16 protein-coding genes are annotated in these 13,954 nt (G+C 68.7%); 7 read left to right on the top strand and 9 right to left on the bottom strand.

Annotated elements, in window-relative coordinates; genetic code table 11:
- Nucleotides 1-12 precede the first annotated feature (12 nt).
- A complete protein-coding gene (locus ACNKFW_RS03295) occupies nucleotides 13-1,032 on the top strand; it encodes an NAD(P)/FAD-dependent oxidoreductase (RefSeq protein ID WP_024843546.1) in 1,020 nt (339 codons plus the stop codon).
- On the opposite strand, the gene ACNKFW_RS03300 is transcribed toward ACNKFW_RS03295, so the two are convergent.
- Entirely contained in the window at nucleotides 1,016-1,525 is a 510-nt protein-coding gene (locus tag ACNKFW_RS03300) for an NnrU family protein (RefSeq protein WP_147427625.1), read from the bottom strand. The genes ACNKFW_RS03295 and ACNKFW_RS03300 overlap by 17 nt on opposite strands.
- An 88-nt stretch (nucleotides 1,526-1,613) precedes the next feature.
- On the opposite strand from ACNKFW_RS03300, the gene ACNKFW_RS03305 reads away from it, so the two are divergent.
- Both ACNKFW_RS03305 and ACNKFW_RS03310 read left to right on the top strand, forming a co-directional pair.
- Entirely contained in the window at nucleotides 1,614-2,177 is a 564-nt protein-coding gene (locus tag ACNKFW_RS03305; protein WP_024843548.1) for a DUF4202 domain-containing protein, read from the top strand.
- Nucleotides 2,170-2,862 (top strand): sirohydrochlorin chelatase, encoded by a 693-nt coding sequence (locus ACNKFW_RS03310; RefSeq protein ID WP_024843549.1) that lies wholly within the window; start codon nucleotides 2,170-2,172, stop codon nucleotides 2,860-2,862. The genes ACNKFW_RS03305 and ACNKFW_RS03310 overlap by 8 nt, the downstream gene beginning before the upstream one ends.
- A 61-nt stretch (nucleotides 2,863-2,923) precedes the next feature.
- Here the strand turns inward: ACNKFW_RS03310 and ACNKFW_RS03315 are convergent, their stop codons facing one another.
- Genes ACNKFW_RS03315 through ACNKFW_RS03340 form a run of 6 tightly spaced genes read right to left on the bottom strand, consistent with a single transcriptional unit; the run spans nucleotide 2,924 to nucleotide 9,159 of the window.
- Entirely contained in the window at nucleotides 2,924-6,016 is a 3,093-nt protein-coding gene (locus ACNKFW_RS03315) for a valine--tRNA ligase (protein WP_147427626.1), read from the bottom strand.
- A gap of 60 nt (nucleotides 6,017-6,076) precedes the next feature.
- A complete protein-coding gene (locus ACNKFW_RS03320; RefSeq protein WP_208852068.1) occupies nucleotides 6,077-6,736 on the bottom strand; it encodes a glutathione S-transferase family protein in 660 nt (219 codons plus the stop codon).
- Entirely contained in the window at nucleotides 6,736-7,368 is a 633-nt protein-coding gene (locus ACNKFW_RS03325; RefSeq protein WP_147427628.1) for a glutathione S-transferase family protein, read from the bottom strand. The genes ACNKFW_RS03320 and ACNKFW_RS03325 overlap by 1 nt, the downstream gene beginning before the upstream one ends.
- A gap of 3 nt (nucleotides 7,369-7,371) precedes the next feature.
- A complete protein-coding gene (locus tag ACNKFW_RS03330; RefSeq protein ID WP_147427629.1) occupies nucleotides 7,372-8,007 on the bottom strand; it encodes a YceI family protein in 636 nt (211 codons plus the stop codon).
- Nucleotides 8,004-8,792, bottom strand: a complete 789-nt coding sequence (locus ACNKFW_RS03335; protein WP_147427630.1) for a VOC family protein — start codon at nucleotides 8,790-8,792, stop codon at nucleotides 8,004-8,006. Before ACNKFW_RS03335 ends, ACNKFW_RS03330 begins: the two co-directional genes overlap by 4 nt.
- Nucleotides 8,793-8,802: 10 nt before the next feature.
- On the bottom strand, nucleotides 8,803-9,159 hold the full coding sequence (locus ACNKFW_RS03340) for a DUF1428 domain-containing protein (protein ID WP_024843555.1): 357 nt from the start codon (nucleotides 9,157-9,159) through the stop codon (nucleotides 8,803-8,805).
- Between the two features lie 88 nt (nucleotides 9,160-9,247).
- Here ACNKFW_RS03340 and ACNKFW_RS03345 point away from each other — a divergent pair, with 88 nt between their 5' ends.
- Nucleotides 9,248-9,961, top strand: a complete 714-nt coding sequence (locus ACNKFW_RS03345) for a winged helix-turn-helix transcriptional regulator (RefSeq protein WP_024843556.1) — start codon at nucleotides 9,248-9,250, stop codon at nucleotides 9,959-9,961.
- Here the strand turns inward: ACNKFW_RS03345 and ACNKFW_RS03350 are convergent.
- Nucleotides 9,895-10,377 (bottom strand): peroxiredoxin, encoded by a 483-nt coding sequence (locus ACNKFW_RS03350; RefSeq protein ID WP_024843557.1) that lies wholly within the window; start codon nucleotides 10,375-10,377, stop codon nucleotides 9,895-9,897. The two genes, ACNKFW_RS03345 and ACNKFW_RS03350, sit on opposite strands and share 67 nt — an antisense overlap.
- Nucleotides 10,378-10,456: 79 nt before the next feature.
- Between ACNKFW_RS03350 and ACNKFW_RS03355 the strand changes: the two genes are divergently transcribed.
- Nucleotides 10,457-11,653 carry an NAD(P)/FAD-dependent oxidoreductase gene (locus tag ACNKFW_RS03355; RefSeq protein WP_024843558.1) on the top strand — a complete coding sequence of 399 codons (1,197 nt, stop codon included), beginning with the start codon at nucleotides 10,457-10,459 and terminating at the stop codon, nucleotides 11,651-11,653.
- Nucleotides 11,650-12,246 carry a 16S rRNA (guanine(966)-N(2))-methyltransferase RsmD gene (gene rsmD, locus ACNKFW_RS03360; protein ID WP_024843559.1) on the top strand — a complete coding sequence of 199 codons (597 nt, stop codon included), beginning with the start codon at nucleotides 11,650-11,652 and terminating at the stop codon, nucleotides 12,244-12,246. Before ACNKFW_RS03355 ends, rsmD begins: the two co-directional genes overlap by 4 nt.
- Here rsmD and ACNKFW_RS03365 read toward each other — a convergent pair.
- A complete protein-coding gene (locus tag ACNKFW_RS03365; RefSeq protein ID WP_024843560.1) occupies nucleotides 12,213-12,644 on the bottom strand; it encodes an Lrp/AsnC family transcriptional regulator in 432 nt (143 codons plus the stop codon). The two genes, rsmD and ACNKFW_RS03365, sit on opposite strands and share 34 nt — an antisense overlap.
- A gap of 140 nt (nucleotides 12,645-12,784) precedes the next feature.
- Here ACNKFW_RS03365 and ACNKFW_RS03370 point away from each other — a divergent pair, with 140 nt between their 5' ends.
- Nucleotides 12,785-13,942, top strand: a complete 1,158-nt coding sequence (locus ACNKFW_RS03370) for a type III PLP-dependent enzyme (protein WP_147427632.1) — start codon at nucleotides 12,785-12,787, stop codon at nucleotides 13,940-13,942.
- Nucleotides 13,943-13,954: the final 12 nt, after the last annotated feature.

Here is a 13,954-nt window from a genome sequence, read left to right on the forward strand (position 1 = left end):
GAAAGGGACCGGATGGCAAGGGAAATCACGGTGGCGGGCGGCGGCATTTTCGGCCTGGCCTGCGCATGGGAACTGGTGCGGCGCGGCCGCAAGGTGCGCTTGTTCGAGGCGGCGCGGATCGGCGCCGGCGCCTCGGGCGGCCATGTCGGTGCGCTGGCCCCGCATGCGCCCGAGAACTGGAACGACAAGAAGCAGGTGCAGCTGGATGCGCTGATCGAGGCGGCGGATTGGTGGGCCGAAGTCGGAACGGCGGGCGGCGTCGATCCCGGCTATGCCCGCACCGGCCGCATTCAGCCCGTGGCCCAGGGTGCCGAGGCGCGCATGGCCGAGCGGATCAAGGCCGCCCGCGCCTATTGGCCGGAATGGGCGGGGATGGAGCTGACCGACCGGCCGCAGGGGGCGCTGGTCCCGGTCTCGCCCTCGGGGCTGTGGCTGGTGGACCGGCTGACGGCACGGATCAGCCCGCGCCGTGCCGGGGCGGCGCTGGCCGCCGCGATCCGTGCCCAGGGCGGCGAGATCGTCGAGGGCCAGGCCGCGCCGCCGGACGCTCCGGCGATCTGGGCCACCGGGGCGGCGGGGCTGGCACCCTTTGGCGGCAATGGCGTCAAGGGGCAGTCGGCGCTGCTGGCGCTGGACCTGCGCGACCAGCCGCAGGTCTTTGCCGACGGGATCCATGTCATTCCCCATGCCGATGGAACGGTGGCGATCGGCTCGACCACCGAACGCGACGTGCTGGACCGGCGGACGGACGAACAGCTCGAGGCGGTGATCGACAAGGCGCGCGCGCTGTGCCCGGCGCTGGCGGATGCCCCGGTGATCGACCGCTGGGCCGGCATCCGGCCCCGCGCCGGGTCGCGCGCGCCCCTGGTCGGGCCCTGGCCGGGGCGACCGGGCCATTACGTCGCCAATGGCGGCTTCAAGATCGGCCTGGCCATGGCGCCGGCCGTCGCCGCGATGCTGGCCGACCTGATGCTGGAGCGCCGCGACCGCATTCCTCCCGGCTTCCGGCCCAAGCTCAGGGCAGGGGGCTGACGCCGATCACCGGCAGGTGCAGATACAGCAGCGCCGCCCAGGCCAGCGCCGCCAGGGCCAGGCGCGGCCAGGTCAGGCGCAGCGCCACGCCCTGCCGCAGGCTGATCGCCAGGCCGAACAGCGCATAGGCCAGCAAGAGCCCGAACAGTACGACATGCGCCAGGTCGCCATTGGCCAGCAGATGCGCCGCGCCCCACAGGACAAATCCGCCCATCAGCCCCGCCATGCCCCCCACGAGCGCCATGGCCACGGCGACCGGCATGGCCAGGTTGACCAGCCAGCGCATCCAGGGTTCCTGCGGCCAGATCTCGACAAAGGGCGCCCGGCCCGCCGCCAGGATCAGCCAGTAAAGCAGCGCCAGAGACAGCAGGCTGTAGCCGGCGATATAGCCGCGCTTGCCCAGGCTTGCGACCAGCGGCCCGCGCAGCCGCGCAGGGATGACATGCGAGCCCAGGAAGGCCGCCAGCGCCAAGGTGAATTCGCCCCATTCCATGCCGAAAGCCTAGCTTCGCGCCCGCGCGACGGCAATCCGCGTTGACGCCGCGCGCCGCTGCGGCATGATGGCGCAAAAAGAGGACCGCATGACCCGCCTTCAGAAAGCTTTCGACGCCATCGACAAGGCCAATGCCGCCGACCCGCATCTCGACCCCGAGGGCCGGCCCGAGGCGCTGCTCTATGGCCAGCGCATGACGGCCGAGCAGCAGGCGCTTTACCCGGACGCCTCCGAGCCCCTGCGCGTTGCCTGCCGCGGCCAGCATGTCGAACGGTGGAAACTGCCGCGCGACGCCTATCCGATGGACCGCGCCGGCTACCTGGCCTGGCGCACCGAACAGGGCCGCCGCCACGCCGCCCGCATCGCCGGCATCATGCGCGAGGCCGGCTATGGCGACGAGGACATCGCTGCCGCCGAGAAGATGCTGACCAAGCAGGGCATCAAGCGCGACGGCGAGGTGCAGGCGCTGGAAGACGTCGCCTGCTTCACCTTCATCCGCTGGTATATGGGGCCCTTCGCCGAAGGCCGCGACCCGGACGAGCTGCAGCGCATCGTGGAAAAGACCGCGCGCAAGATGTCGGCCATGGCCCGTGCCCGGGCGCTGGAGGCATTCGCCATCCCCGAGCCCTTTGCCGCCGCCTTCCGTGCGTAACGTCCTCATCGTCGCCCATGGCCAGCCCGGCGACCCCGCTCCGCAGCAACGGGCCATCGAGGCGCTGGCCGCCCGTGTCGCGCCGCTGGTGCCGCAGGCCTGCGTCCGGGGCGCGACGCTGGCCATGCCCGGCGCGCTGGATCGGGCCGATGACGAAACGCTGATCTATCCGCTGTTCATGGCGACGGGCTGGTTCACTCGCAGCGAATTGCCCCGCCGCCTGGCACTGGCCGGCGCGCCCAAGGCTCGCATCCTGCCGCCCTTCGGCAGCGACCCCGGCCTGCCTGCGCTTTGCCTCGCCCTGATCGCCCAGGCGGCCGAGACGCAGGGCTGGCCCCTTGCTGGAACCCGGCTGCTGGTCGCCGCCCACGGCTCCGGCCGCTCGCGCGCGCCCTCCGAGGCGGCGCGCCGGATCGCCGCCGGCCTCGCCCCGTATGCCGCCGCCGCGACCTGCGGCTTCATCGAGGAAGCCCCCTTCATCGCCGATGCCGCGCGCGACCTGCCCGAACGCGCGATCTGCCTGCCGCTCTTTGCCACCCAGGCCGAGCACGTCACCGACGACCTGCCCGCGGCGCTTTCCCAGGCCGGCTTCCAGGGCCTCGTCCTGCCCCCGGTGGGCCTTGCCCCGCAAGTCCCGGCGATGATTGCCGAAAGCATCAAGGCCGCCCTGTCCAAGCGGCCCTGATCTTCTTCGTTCCCCAAATACCCTTGCGACCGCGCCACCGGCACGGCGCAAAAGCCGGGGGTCACATCGCCGCCAGCTGCGCCAGGGCCGCGCGGATGCGGGCCAGATCGTCCTCCAGCGCGGCAAGCTTCTCGCGCGTCTCCTCGATCACCTCGGGCTCGGCATTCTCGACAAAGCGCGGGTTGCCCAGCCGCCCGCGCAGGCCCGAGGCATCCTTCTCGGCCTTGGCCGCCGCCTTTTCCAGCCGCGCCGTCTCGGCACCGACGTCGATCATCTCGCCCACCGGCAGCGCGAAGCTCGCCCCCAGCGCCGCGACCGAGATCATGCCCGGCCCCATGGTGCCCTCGACAGGCGCATTCACCCGTGCCAGCCGCTCGATCAGCGGCGCGTTGGCGGCCAGCGCCGCCCGCGCCGCATCGTCGGCCTCGGTTACGATCAGGTCGGGACGGGCGCCGGCCGGCACGCCGATCTGGGCGCGGGCCGAGCGGATGGCCTCGATGAGCTGGATCACCCAGTTCATCTGCCGGTCGGCCTCGGCGTCGATCAGCTCGGGCCCGTATTCCGGCCAGTCGCCATGCACCAGCATCCGCTGGCGATCCCCGGTCAGCGCCCAAAGCTCCTCGGTGACGAAGGGCATGATCGGGTGCAGCATCGTGTAGCACTGGTCCAGCACCCAGCCCATGGTGGCCTGGGTCTCCTCGCGATACGCGCCGTCGAACAGCGGCTTGGAGAACTCGACATACCAGTCGCAGACCTTGCCCCAGACGAAGGCGTAAAGCCCGGTCGCGGCGTCGTTGAAGCGGAACGATTCCAGCGCCTCGTCGGTGGCCTGCCGGATGCGGGCGACCTCGCCGATGATCCAGCGGTTCACCACATGTTGCGGCTGGGGCCGCGCCCCGCCGCCGCGCACGCCGTTCATCTCGGCAAAGCGGGTGGCGTTCCAGATCTTGGTGACGAAATTGCGGTTCGCCTCGACATGCTTCGGCCCCAGCTTGGGGTCGCGGCCCATGGCGGCCATGCTGGTCAGGGTAAAGCGCAGCGCGTCGGCGCCATATTCGTCGATCAGGGTCAGCGGGTCGATGACGTTGCCTTTCGACTTCGACATCTTGGCGCCCTTTTCGTCGCGCACCAGCCCATGCACATAGACAGTGCGGAACGGCACCTGCCCGACCACGGCCAGCTGCATCATCATCATCCGGGCCACCCAGAAGAAGATGATGTCGAAGCCCGTCACCAGCACCGATGTCGGGAAATACTGGCGCAGCTCGGCCGTATCCTCGGGCCAGCCCAGCGTGCCGATGGGCCAGAGCCCCGAGGAAAACCAGGTGTCCAGAACATCCGCGTCGCGCCAGACCGGATAGACCAGCTTGGTCGGATCCTGGGTCAGGTTGTAATCGGCCAGCCCCTGGGCAAAGGCGTCGATGGCGGCCTCGCGATCGGCGACCTCGATGACGCGGGCCATTTCCAGCGGCACCGGCAGTTCGGCGATGGCATCGCGGAACTTCTCGACCACCTCGGCAAAGCTCGGGGCGGCGTGGTGGATCTCGTCGCGATGCACCAGGCCTTCTTCCAGCAGGGCGAAGATCTCGACCTCGTCCAGCACGCCGTCATGGTCGTCCTCGACCTGGCCTTCCAGCCGCAGGTCGAGCCCGTACCAGACCGGGATCTGGTGGCCCCACCACAGCTGGCGGCTGATGGTCCAGGGCTCGATATTCTCCAGCCAGTGGAAATAGACCTTTTCATGCTGCTCGGGCAGGATGCGGGTCTGGCCCGAGCGCACCGCCTCCAGCGCCGGGCCGACGATCTTGGCGGTGTCCACGAACCACTGGTCGGTCAGCATCGGCTCGATGACCACGCCCGAGCGGTCGCCGAAGGGCTGCATGATCGGCTTGGCATCGACCAGCGGCCGGCGCTCCAGATGCTCGGCGCCGGTCTCCTTGTCGATGGACTTGTGCAGATAGGTGACGGCCAGCCCTTCCTCGGTGATCGCCTCGATCACGCGGGCCCGCGCCTCGTAGCGGTCGAGGCCGCGCAATTCCTCGGGCACCAGGTTCACGTTCGAGACGTCGCCCACGTCCTCGCCCTTGGCGGCGCGGGTAGCGATCTCGGCGCTTTCCTCGTAGCTCAGCCCGTCGGCGCGCATCCGCCCCTTGCCGTCCATCAGCACGTAAAGCGGGATGCCGTTGCGCATGGCCACGGCATAGTCGTTGAAGTCATGCGCGCCGGTGATCTTGACCGCGCCCGAGCCGAAATCCGGGTCGGGATATTCATCGGTGATGATGGGGATCAGGCGGCGGTGTTCCTTGGGTCCGACCGGGATCTCGCAAAGCTTGCCGACGATGGGGGCATAGCGGGCGTCGTCCGGATGCACCGCGACCGCGCCGTCGCCCAGCATGGTTTCGGGCCGGGTGGTGGCGATGCTGATATAGTCCCGCATCTCGCGCAGGGTGACGTTGCCGTCGGCGTCGCGTTCCACGTATTCATAGGTCTCGCCGCCGGCCAGCGGATATTTGAAATGCCACATATGGCCGGGAACCTCGCGGTTCTCGACCTCGAGGTCGGAAATCGCGGTCTCGAAATGCGGATCCCAGTTGACCAGCCGCTTGCCGCGATAGATCAGGCCCTTCTCATACATGTCCACGAAGACCTTGATGACGGCATCGTGGAAATTGCCCTCTTCGCCCGCGGGGGCGCCGGGGGCGCCGGACATGGTGAAGGCATTCCTGGACCAGTCGCAGGAAGCGCCCAGGCGTTTCAGCTGCTCGATGATGGTATGGCCGGATTCCTGCTTCCAGGCCCAGACCTTCTGCAGGAAGGTCTCGCGCCCGATGTCGCGGCGGTTCGGCTCCTGCCGCTCGGCCATGCGGCGCTCGACCACCATCTGCGTGGCGATGCCGGCATGGTCCTGGCCCGGCTGCCAGAGCGTGTCAAAGCCGCGCATCCGGTGCCACCGCACCAGGATGTCCTGCAGCGTGTTGTTCAGCGCGTGGCCGATATGCAGGCTGCCGGTCACGTTCGGGGGCGGGATCACCACCGAGAAGCTTTCCGCCCCCGGCTTCGCATTGGCGCCCGCGGCGAAGGCATTGCTTGCCGCCCATTCCCGCGCGATCCGCGCCTCGGCGGTTCCGGCGTCGAAATTCTTGTCCATGGCCATGTCGCTTACCCCTCGAATCGAAAAGGGGATAGCGAAACCACGGCGAAAGGCCAAGAGGCGCTAGAGAAACCGCGCCGCGATCCCGTCCTTGAACGGGAACCAGCCATAGAAGGGCCGCGCGCCCTCGATCACCCGCTGGACCGAGGGCCGCGCCACCAGCCGCTCGAAATACCCGGTCAGGCGCGGATGATCCGCGAAGGGATGGATGGCGCCGGCATAGAACAGCGCCGGCATGGCGGCGCAATCGGCCAGGCCGAAGCCGCCCGCGATCCAGTCGCGCCCGTCCAGATGGCGGTCGAGCGCGGCATAGGCCAGGTCCAGCTTGCCGCGGGCGAAGGGCGCGACCCGTTCCTCGGCCCCCTCGGCCATGAAGATGCGGGCATCGACGATCTGCTGCATCATCTGCATGACCTGGAAATCCAGGAAGCGGTCCCATTGCCGCGCCGGCAGCGAGGCGTCGGGGTCGGGGTCCAGCAGGCGCTGCGGTCCGGGATGGTGCCGGTCCAGCCATTCGATCATCAGCGAGCTTTGCGACAGCACCAGATCGCCCTCGCGCAGCGCCGGCATCCGGCCCATCGGCTCGACCGACCGCATCAGCGCCCGGTCGCCCTCGTCGCCCAGGTCGATATGGCGAAACTCGAAATCCGTCCCCAGTTCGTAAAGTGCGATCAGCACCTTCTGCGTATAGGAGGACAGCGGGTGGCCATAGAGCGTCAGCATCACGCGGCCTGCGCGAAATGCGCGACCTGCGCGGCATGGGCGCGCTGGAAGGCCGGGCGGGCGGTGATGCGGTTCATGTAGGCGGAAAGCACCGGATGGGCCGCCAGTTCGCCCACGCTGTCCACCACGCGCAGCACATCGGCCAGCAGGAGGTCGGCGACGGTGAAGCGGCCGGCGGCGATGAAGTCCCGCCCTTCCAGTACCGGGACCAGCTGCCCCAGACGCTCGTGCAGGCGGGGCAGGGCCAGTTCCTCGGCCCTTGCATCCTGGTCGAAGATCCGCGCCAGCGCCATGGCCATCACCGCCGGTTCAAGGCTGTTGAGCGCGGCGACCAGCCATTGCTGCGTTTCGGCCCGCGCGGCGGCCTCGCGCGGCATCAGCGCCTCGGAGCGTTCGCCCAGGTAAAGCAGGATCGCGCCGCTCTCGAACAGCGACAGTTCGCCGTCGCGCAGGATCGGCACCTGCCCGAAGGGCTGGCGGGCGAAATGCTGCGGGGTCTTTTCGCGTACGCTGGTGGTCTCGATCTGATAGGGCAGGCCGGCTTCCTCGCAGGCCCAGCGGATGCGCAGGTCGCGGACATAGCCGACGGCAAAGGGCGACACCCAGTCATAGGTGGTGATCACGAATGTCATGGCTTACTCCTGCCGGGCGAACTCGGCGTCGATTTCGATGGTGATCGGATCGGTGAAGAATTCGTTCATGCCATGGGCCTGCGGGTCGATATCGGTCCGGGCATGCAGCCCGATCAGGTCGCGGATGATCGGGTTGCCGGATTCGTCGCCGGTATAGCCCTTGCCCGCGCCGATCAGCGTCACCTCGAATGTCGCGGGCTGGGTCTTGCCCAGCAGCGTCAGCTGGCCCGAGACCTTGCCCTTGGTCGGGCTCTCCGCGCTGAAGCTGTCGGCGATGAAGCGTGCGGTGGGGTTCGTCGCGCTGTCCAGATAGTCCGGGCCGGTCAGGATCTCGGCAAAGCCCTGGACCGGGGTCATGACCGAGGCGATCTCGACCTCGGCTTCCAGCCGGCTTTGCGCCGGGTCGTCCGGGTTCCAGTCGAGCTGGCCCGAGACGGTGCCGAAGCGGAAGACGCTGACCGAAAAGCCCATATGCGGCACGCGGGCCTGCACCGCCGAATGCGTCGGGTCCAGGCGATAGGCCCCGGCGGCTGCGGCGTGATAGTCCTGCTGGCCGCGGGGGATGCTCTCCGGCGTCACCTCCTGGGCCGCAGCGGGTGCGGCCCAGAGGGCGAGCGCGATCAGGGATGCGCGGATCATGACATTTCGTCCTTGGGCCCGACCACGGCGAAATGCGCGCCCTGCGGGTCGCGCGCCACCGCGATGAAGGCCGGACCCGGCACCTCCATCGGCCCGTGCAGCACCTCGCCGCCCCCCTCGCGGATGCGGGCGATGGCGGCATCGACGCCGTTCACGCCGAAATAGGGCAGCCAGCACGGCACCGGCGCATTGCCCAGCCCCATCATGCCGCCGATATCGGTGCCCTGCCAGGAAAACAGCTGGTAGGTGCCCATCTCGCCCATGTCCATGGCGGTGGACTTGGTCCAGCCGAACAGCTCGGCATAGAAGTCCAAGCCCGCGCCGGGATCGGTGGACATCAGCTCGATCCAGTTGCCGTGGCTTTCCTTGCCCTGGTTCCAGGCCCCGGATTCGACCGGAGGCTGCGGGTCCATCGGCGCCGGTTGCAGGATGCCGAAGGTGGCGCCCTGCGGGTCGGTGACGACGGCATAGCGACCGGTACCGGGAATGTCGGCCGGCTCGCGGAACACCGAGCCGCCCAGGGCCTTGATCTTGGCCGCGGTGGCATCGGCATCGTCCACGTCGAAATAGACCATCCAAAAGGGCGGCACCTCGGCGCAATCCTCGGGCATTTCCATCAGCCCGGCGACCATGTCGCCGCCATGGCTGGCCAGGCGATAGGTAAAGCCTTCCATCCCCGAGTCCGCGATGGTCCAGCCGAAGACCTTGCCATAGAAGCTTTCGGCCGCGTCGAGCCCGCCCCTGGCGGCGGAGAGCTCGAACCAGCAGGGTTTGCCGTGATACATGGCTGCCCCCTCAGGCTTTCTCGTCCACGATGGGCTCGAAGCCGCCCCACATCATCCGCATGCCGTCGAAGGGCATCTCGGGCGGCCCCTGCATCTCGGGGTCGGCCATCATCTTTTCAAAGCCCGCATCCGCGGTCGCCTTGTCCGGCCATTCGATCCAGGAAAACACCACGGTCTCGTCGTCCTTGGCCTGGGTGGACATGTAGAAATCGTTGACCTTGCCGCGGGGCACGTCCACGCCCCAGGCCTCTACCATGCGCAGCGCGCCATAGCGCTTGAACATGGACCAGGCCCCCTGGGCCATGTCGATGTATTTCTGCTTGTTCGCCGTCGGAACCGGCAGCAGGAAACCGGAGTAGTAGGTCATCTCTCTTCCTCCTCATCGGGCGCAAGATGCGCCAATGAGTCGCAGGTTGGCAGTTGCAGTATTAAAAAGCAACTGTTAATATTGAAACATGACTAACACTGGCAAGATCTCGCGACTGCGCTACGAGGAAGGGTGCCTTGGCGCCCATGCGTTGAATTTCATCGGCGACCGCTGGGCGCTGCTGGTGGTGCGCGAACTGATGTTCGCACCCAAGCGGTTCCAGATGATCCGCGCCGGGCTGCCCGGCGTCACGGCCAGCGTGCTGACCCAGCGCCTGAACCAGCTGGTGCAGGCGGGGGTGGTGGCGCATGACGATGTGCTGGGGGTCTATGCGCTGACCGAGGCCGGCCGGGCGCTGCATCCGCTGCTGCGCGAGCTGTGCCGCTGGGCGCTGGTGATGCCGGGGCACGATCCGCGCAAATTCATCAGCATTTCCGCGCTGATGATCTCGATCTCGGCCACGGTGGACAGCGCGGCTGCTGCCGGATCACCGCTGCGCGCCGGCTTCGTCTCGGGCAAGGAGGGGTTCGAGGTCGCGCTTTCGGCGGACGGGTTGCCGCTGGTCCGGGCGGCGCGGGTGCCGGCGGCGGATTTCGTGCTGGAGGGTTCGGGCAATGCGCTGGCGGCGGCGGTCTATGGGCCGGGGCCGGTGGCGCTGGCCTCGGCCGGGCTGATCGGGCTGCGCGGCGACCGCAGCGCCGCGCAGCAGTTCACGGCGCTGTTCCGCCTGGCGCCTCAGACCAGTTCCAGCAGTGATTCGCCCGAGGAAACCGAGCAGGCGCTGGGCGCTTCTTCGACCTGAAGCTCTTCGATCGTGCCGTCGTTGACCAGCATGGCATAGCGTTTCGAGCGGCCGTTGATCCAGCCTGCACCCTGGATGTTCATCCCCAGCGCCTTGGTGAAGCTGCCGTCGGCATCGGCCAGCACCTCGATTCCGGCATCGGTCGCGCCGGTATCCGCGGCCCATTTGCCGGCCACGAAGGGGTCGTTCACCGTGATGCAGACCAGGCGCGAGACGCCCTTGTCGCGGAAATTGCCGGCGCTTTTCACGAAGCTGGGCATATGGGCGTTGGTGCAGGTCGGCGTATAGGCGCCCGGCACGGCAAAGATCGCCACGAGGCCCTGGGCCAGGTCGGCGGCGGCCACTTCCTCGGGGCCATTGGCGCCCAGTTTCAGCAGCTTGCCTTCGGGCAGCTTGTCGCCTTTTGCGATGGACATGCGCGGTTCCTCCGTCAATTGCATCGTTCCGGGCGCAACTATAGGCTCTGCGCCGCGGGCAAACCAGCGAGGGCGAAGAATGAACATCGTGATCCTTGGCGCGGGGCAGGCGGCGGCCTCTCTGGCGGCGAAACTGCGCGCGCTGGGGCATGGGGGCGGCATCGCCCTCATCGGCGACGAGCCGGCTGCCCCCTATCAGCGCCCGCCCTTGTCCAAGGCCTATCTGCTGGGCGAGATGGGGCTGGACCGGCTGACGCTGCGCGCCCCGGACTGGTGGGACGAACAGGGCATCGCCCTGCACCTGGGCGAGCGTGCGGTCCGGATCGACCGCGCCCGCCGCGTGGTGGCGACGGAGCGCGGCGAATATCCCTATGACCAGCTTGCCCTGACTTTGGGCGCGAGTCCGCGCCGCCTGCCGGCCGCGATGGGCGGCGACCTGCCCGGCGTGCATGTGGTGCGCAACCTGGCCGACATCGCGGGCCTCAGGCCGGCGCTGGTGGCCGGGCGCCGTCTGGTGGTGATCGGCGGCGGCTATATCGGGCTGGAGGCCGCAGCGGTGGCCCGCAAGCTGGGGCTGGAGGTCGCGCTGGTCGAGGCGGCGCCGCGCATCCTGGGCCGTGTCGCCGCGCCCGAGACCGCGGACATGATCCGCGCCCTGCACCGCGCCCATGGCGTCGAGATCGTCGAGGGCACCGGCATTGCCCGTATCACCGGCGACACGGCTGCCGATGGGGTGGAACTGGCCGACGGCCGCCGCCTGCCGGCCGATCTGGTGATCTGCGGCATCGGCATCGCGCCCGAAACCGCGCTGGCCGAGGCGGCGGGGCTGGCCATCGACAACGGCATCGCCGTGGATGCGCTTGGCCGCAGCTCGGACCCGTCGATCTGGGCGGCGGGCGATTGCGCCAGCTTTCCGGCAGCGGGGGGGCGGCTGCGGCTGGAAAGCGTCGGCAATGCCATCGACATGGCCGAGGCGGTGGCGGCGAACATGCTGGGCGCCGATGCCCCCTATGTGCCCAAGCCCTGGTTCTGGTCGGACCAGTTCGATGCGAAACTGCAGATCGCCGGGCTGAACCTGGGTTACGACCGGGTGGTGACGCGGCCGGCGGCGAATGGCGGCTCGGTCTGGTATTTCAGGGGCGGCCGGCTGATCGCCGTGGACGCGCTGAACGATGCCCGCGCCTATATGATCGGCAAGCGGCTGATCGAGGCCGGCCGCTCGCCCGAGCCCGAGGCGGTGGCCGAGGCCACCGAGCTGAAGGCGCTGATGGCATGAGAATCGTCGGCGGCACCCTGCGCGGGCTGAAACTGGCCGAGATCGGGGCCGGCGATCCGGCGGCGCATCTGCGCCCGACCACCGACCGGGTGCGCGAGTCGGTCTTCAACCTGCTGATCAACGGCACGCATGGCAATCCGATCCCCGGTGCGCGGGTCTTGGACCTGTTCGCCGGCACCGGCGCGCTGGGGCTGGAAGCATTGTCGCGCGGTGCCGCCCGCGTGGCCTTCGTCGATGACGGCGTGGCGGCGCGGGCGCTGTTGCGCGCCAATATCGACAAGGCCCGCGCCATGGGCGTGACCGATGTCTGGCGCCGCGACGCGACAAGGCTGGGCGAGAATCGCGGCGCGCCCTATGGGCTGGTCTTCCTGGACCCGCCCTATGGCAAGGGCCTGGGCGAGCGGGCGCTGGAATCGGCGCTGGCCGGCGGCTGGATCGCGCCGGGCGGCATGGTGGTCTGGGAGGAATCGGCCCCGCCCGGACCGGTCGCCGGGCTGGAACGCATCGATCAGCGCAAATACGGCGACACGATTGTCACATTGTTGCGCAGGGGACACGATCAGGCGGCGCGATCCAGCTTGGTGGACAGGTGAATCAGGCTCTCGCTGGAGCGGACGCCGGTCAAACCGCCGATCTGATCCAGCACATCGTCAAGCTGGCTGGTCGATATGGCGGCCAGTTGCAGCAAAAGATCGACGCGGCCGCTGGTGGTATGGATGCGCTCGACCTCGGGCAGGCTGCGCAGCCGGGCCAGGATCGCCGCCTGGGCGCGCGGCTCGATGGTCAGCAGGCAGGTGGCGCGGATGCGATGCTCGCGCGCGGAATCGCCCAGCCGCAGCGTGTAACCCGCGATGGCGCCCGAGGTTTCCAGCCGCTCCAGCCGCGCCTGCACGGTGGACCGCGCCACCTTGAGCCGCCGCGCCAGAACCGCCACGGACATGCGTGCGTCCTGCGCCAGATGGGCCAGAATCCCGCGATCAAGTTCGTCCACCCGCCCACCTGTCGATTTGCCGAAGCTTTTGGCATATTAACGAAGTCGCGGCCCATTTCCACCCTTTTCATTGCAGCAATCGGAACCCATAGGGCGCAGACTTGTTTGCACCCCCACACGCGCACAGGAAGGACATGCCGATGGGACTGACCGAGGGCCGCGGCCCCAAGACCGTCTGGAACAATCCCGCCGAGATCATCCGCAGGCTGGCGCCGGAAAATCCGGTGATGGTCTTTGCCCCCTCGGTCCTGAGCGCCACCGCCCAGCGGTTCCTGCAGGGCTTTCCCGGCCTCGTCACCTATGCGGTCAAGTCGAACCCGGACGAGGCGGTGATCCGCACGCTTTCGGCGGCCGGGATCAAGGGCTTCGACGTGGCCTCGCCCTATGAGATCGACCTGATCGGCCGGCTGGCCCCGGATGCGGCGCGCCATTACCACAACCCCGTGCGCTCGCAGGCCGAGATCGCCCATGCCGTCGAGGCGGGGATCAAGGCCTGGTCGGTGGACAGCCGCTCGGAGCTGGACAAGCTTTTCGCCCGCGTGCCGGCCGAGCATTGCGAGATCTCGCCGCGCTTCAAGCTGCCGGTGCTGGGCGCGGCCTATGATTTCGGCTCGAAGTTCGGCGCCACGCCGGAACTGGCGGCCGAGCTGCTGCGCGCGGTGGCGGAGCGCGGCTATATCCCCTCGCTGACCTTCCATCCGGGCACGCAATGCGTCGATCCGCATGCCTGGGAAAGCTATATCACCACCGCGGCCGAGATCTGCGCCATGGCCGGCGTCAGGGCGCGGCGGCTGAACGTGGGCGGCGGCTTCCCCTCGCATCGCGTGACCGGGGTCGAGCCGGACCTGGCCGCGATCTTCGGCCTGATCCGCCGCGTGACCGACGAGGCCTTCGGCACCGATGCGCCGCAGCTGGTCTGCGAGCCCGGCCGCGGGCTTTGCGCCGACGCCTTTTCGCTGATCACCCGCGTCAAGGCGGTGCGCGACGGCCAGAACGTGTTCCTGAACGACGGCGTCTATGGCGGGCTGTTCGAACTGCCCATCGTCGGCAATCTCGACCGGCTGCAGGTGCTGACGCCCGAGGGCACGGCGCGCGAGGAAGAGCCGATGCCGCGCATCATCTTCGGCCCGACCTGCGATTCGGTGGACCGGCTGCCGGGCGAGCTGTCCCTGCCGGCCAATATCCAGGAGGGCGACTATGTCGTCTTCCACGGTGCCGGCGCCTATTCGACCGTCACCAACACCCGCTTCAACGGCTTCGGGTTGATGGCACACCTGACCGTGAACGCGCTTGAATAGGGATTAATCGAC

Origin of the sequence: Paracoccus sp. TD-10, assembly GCF_048270675.1 — a bacterium.
Lineage (GTDB): Bacteria > Pseudomonadota > Alphaproteobacteria > Rhodobacterales > Rhodobacteraceae > Paracoccus > Paracoccus pantotrophus.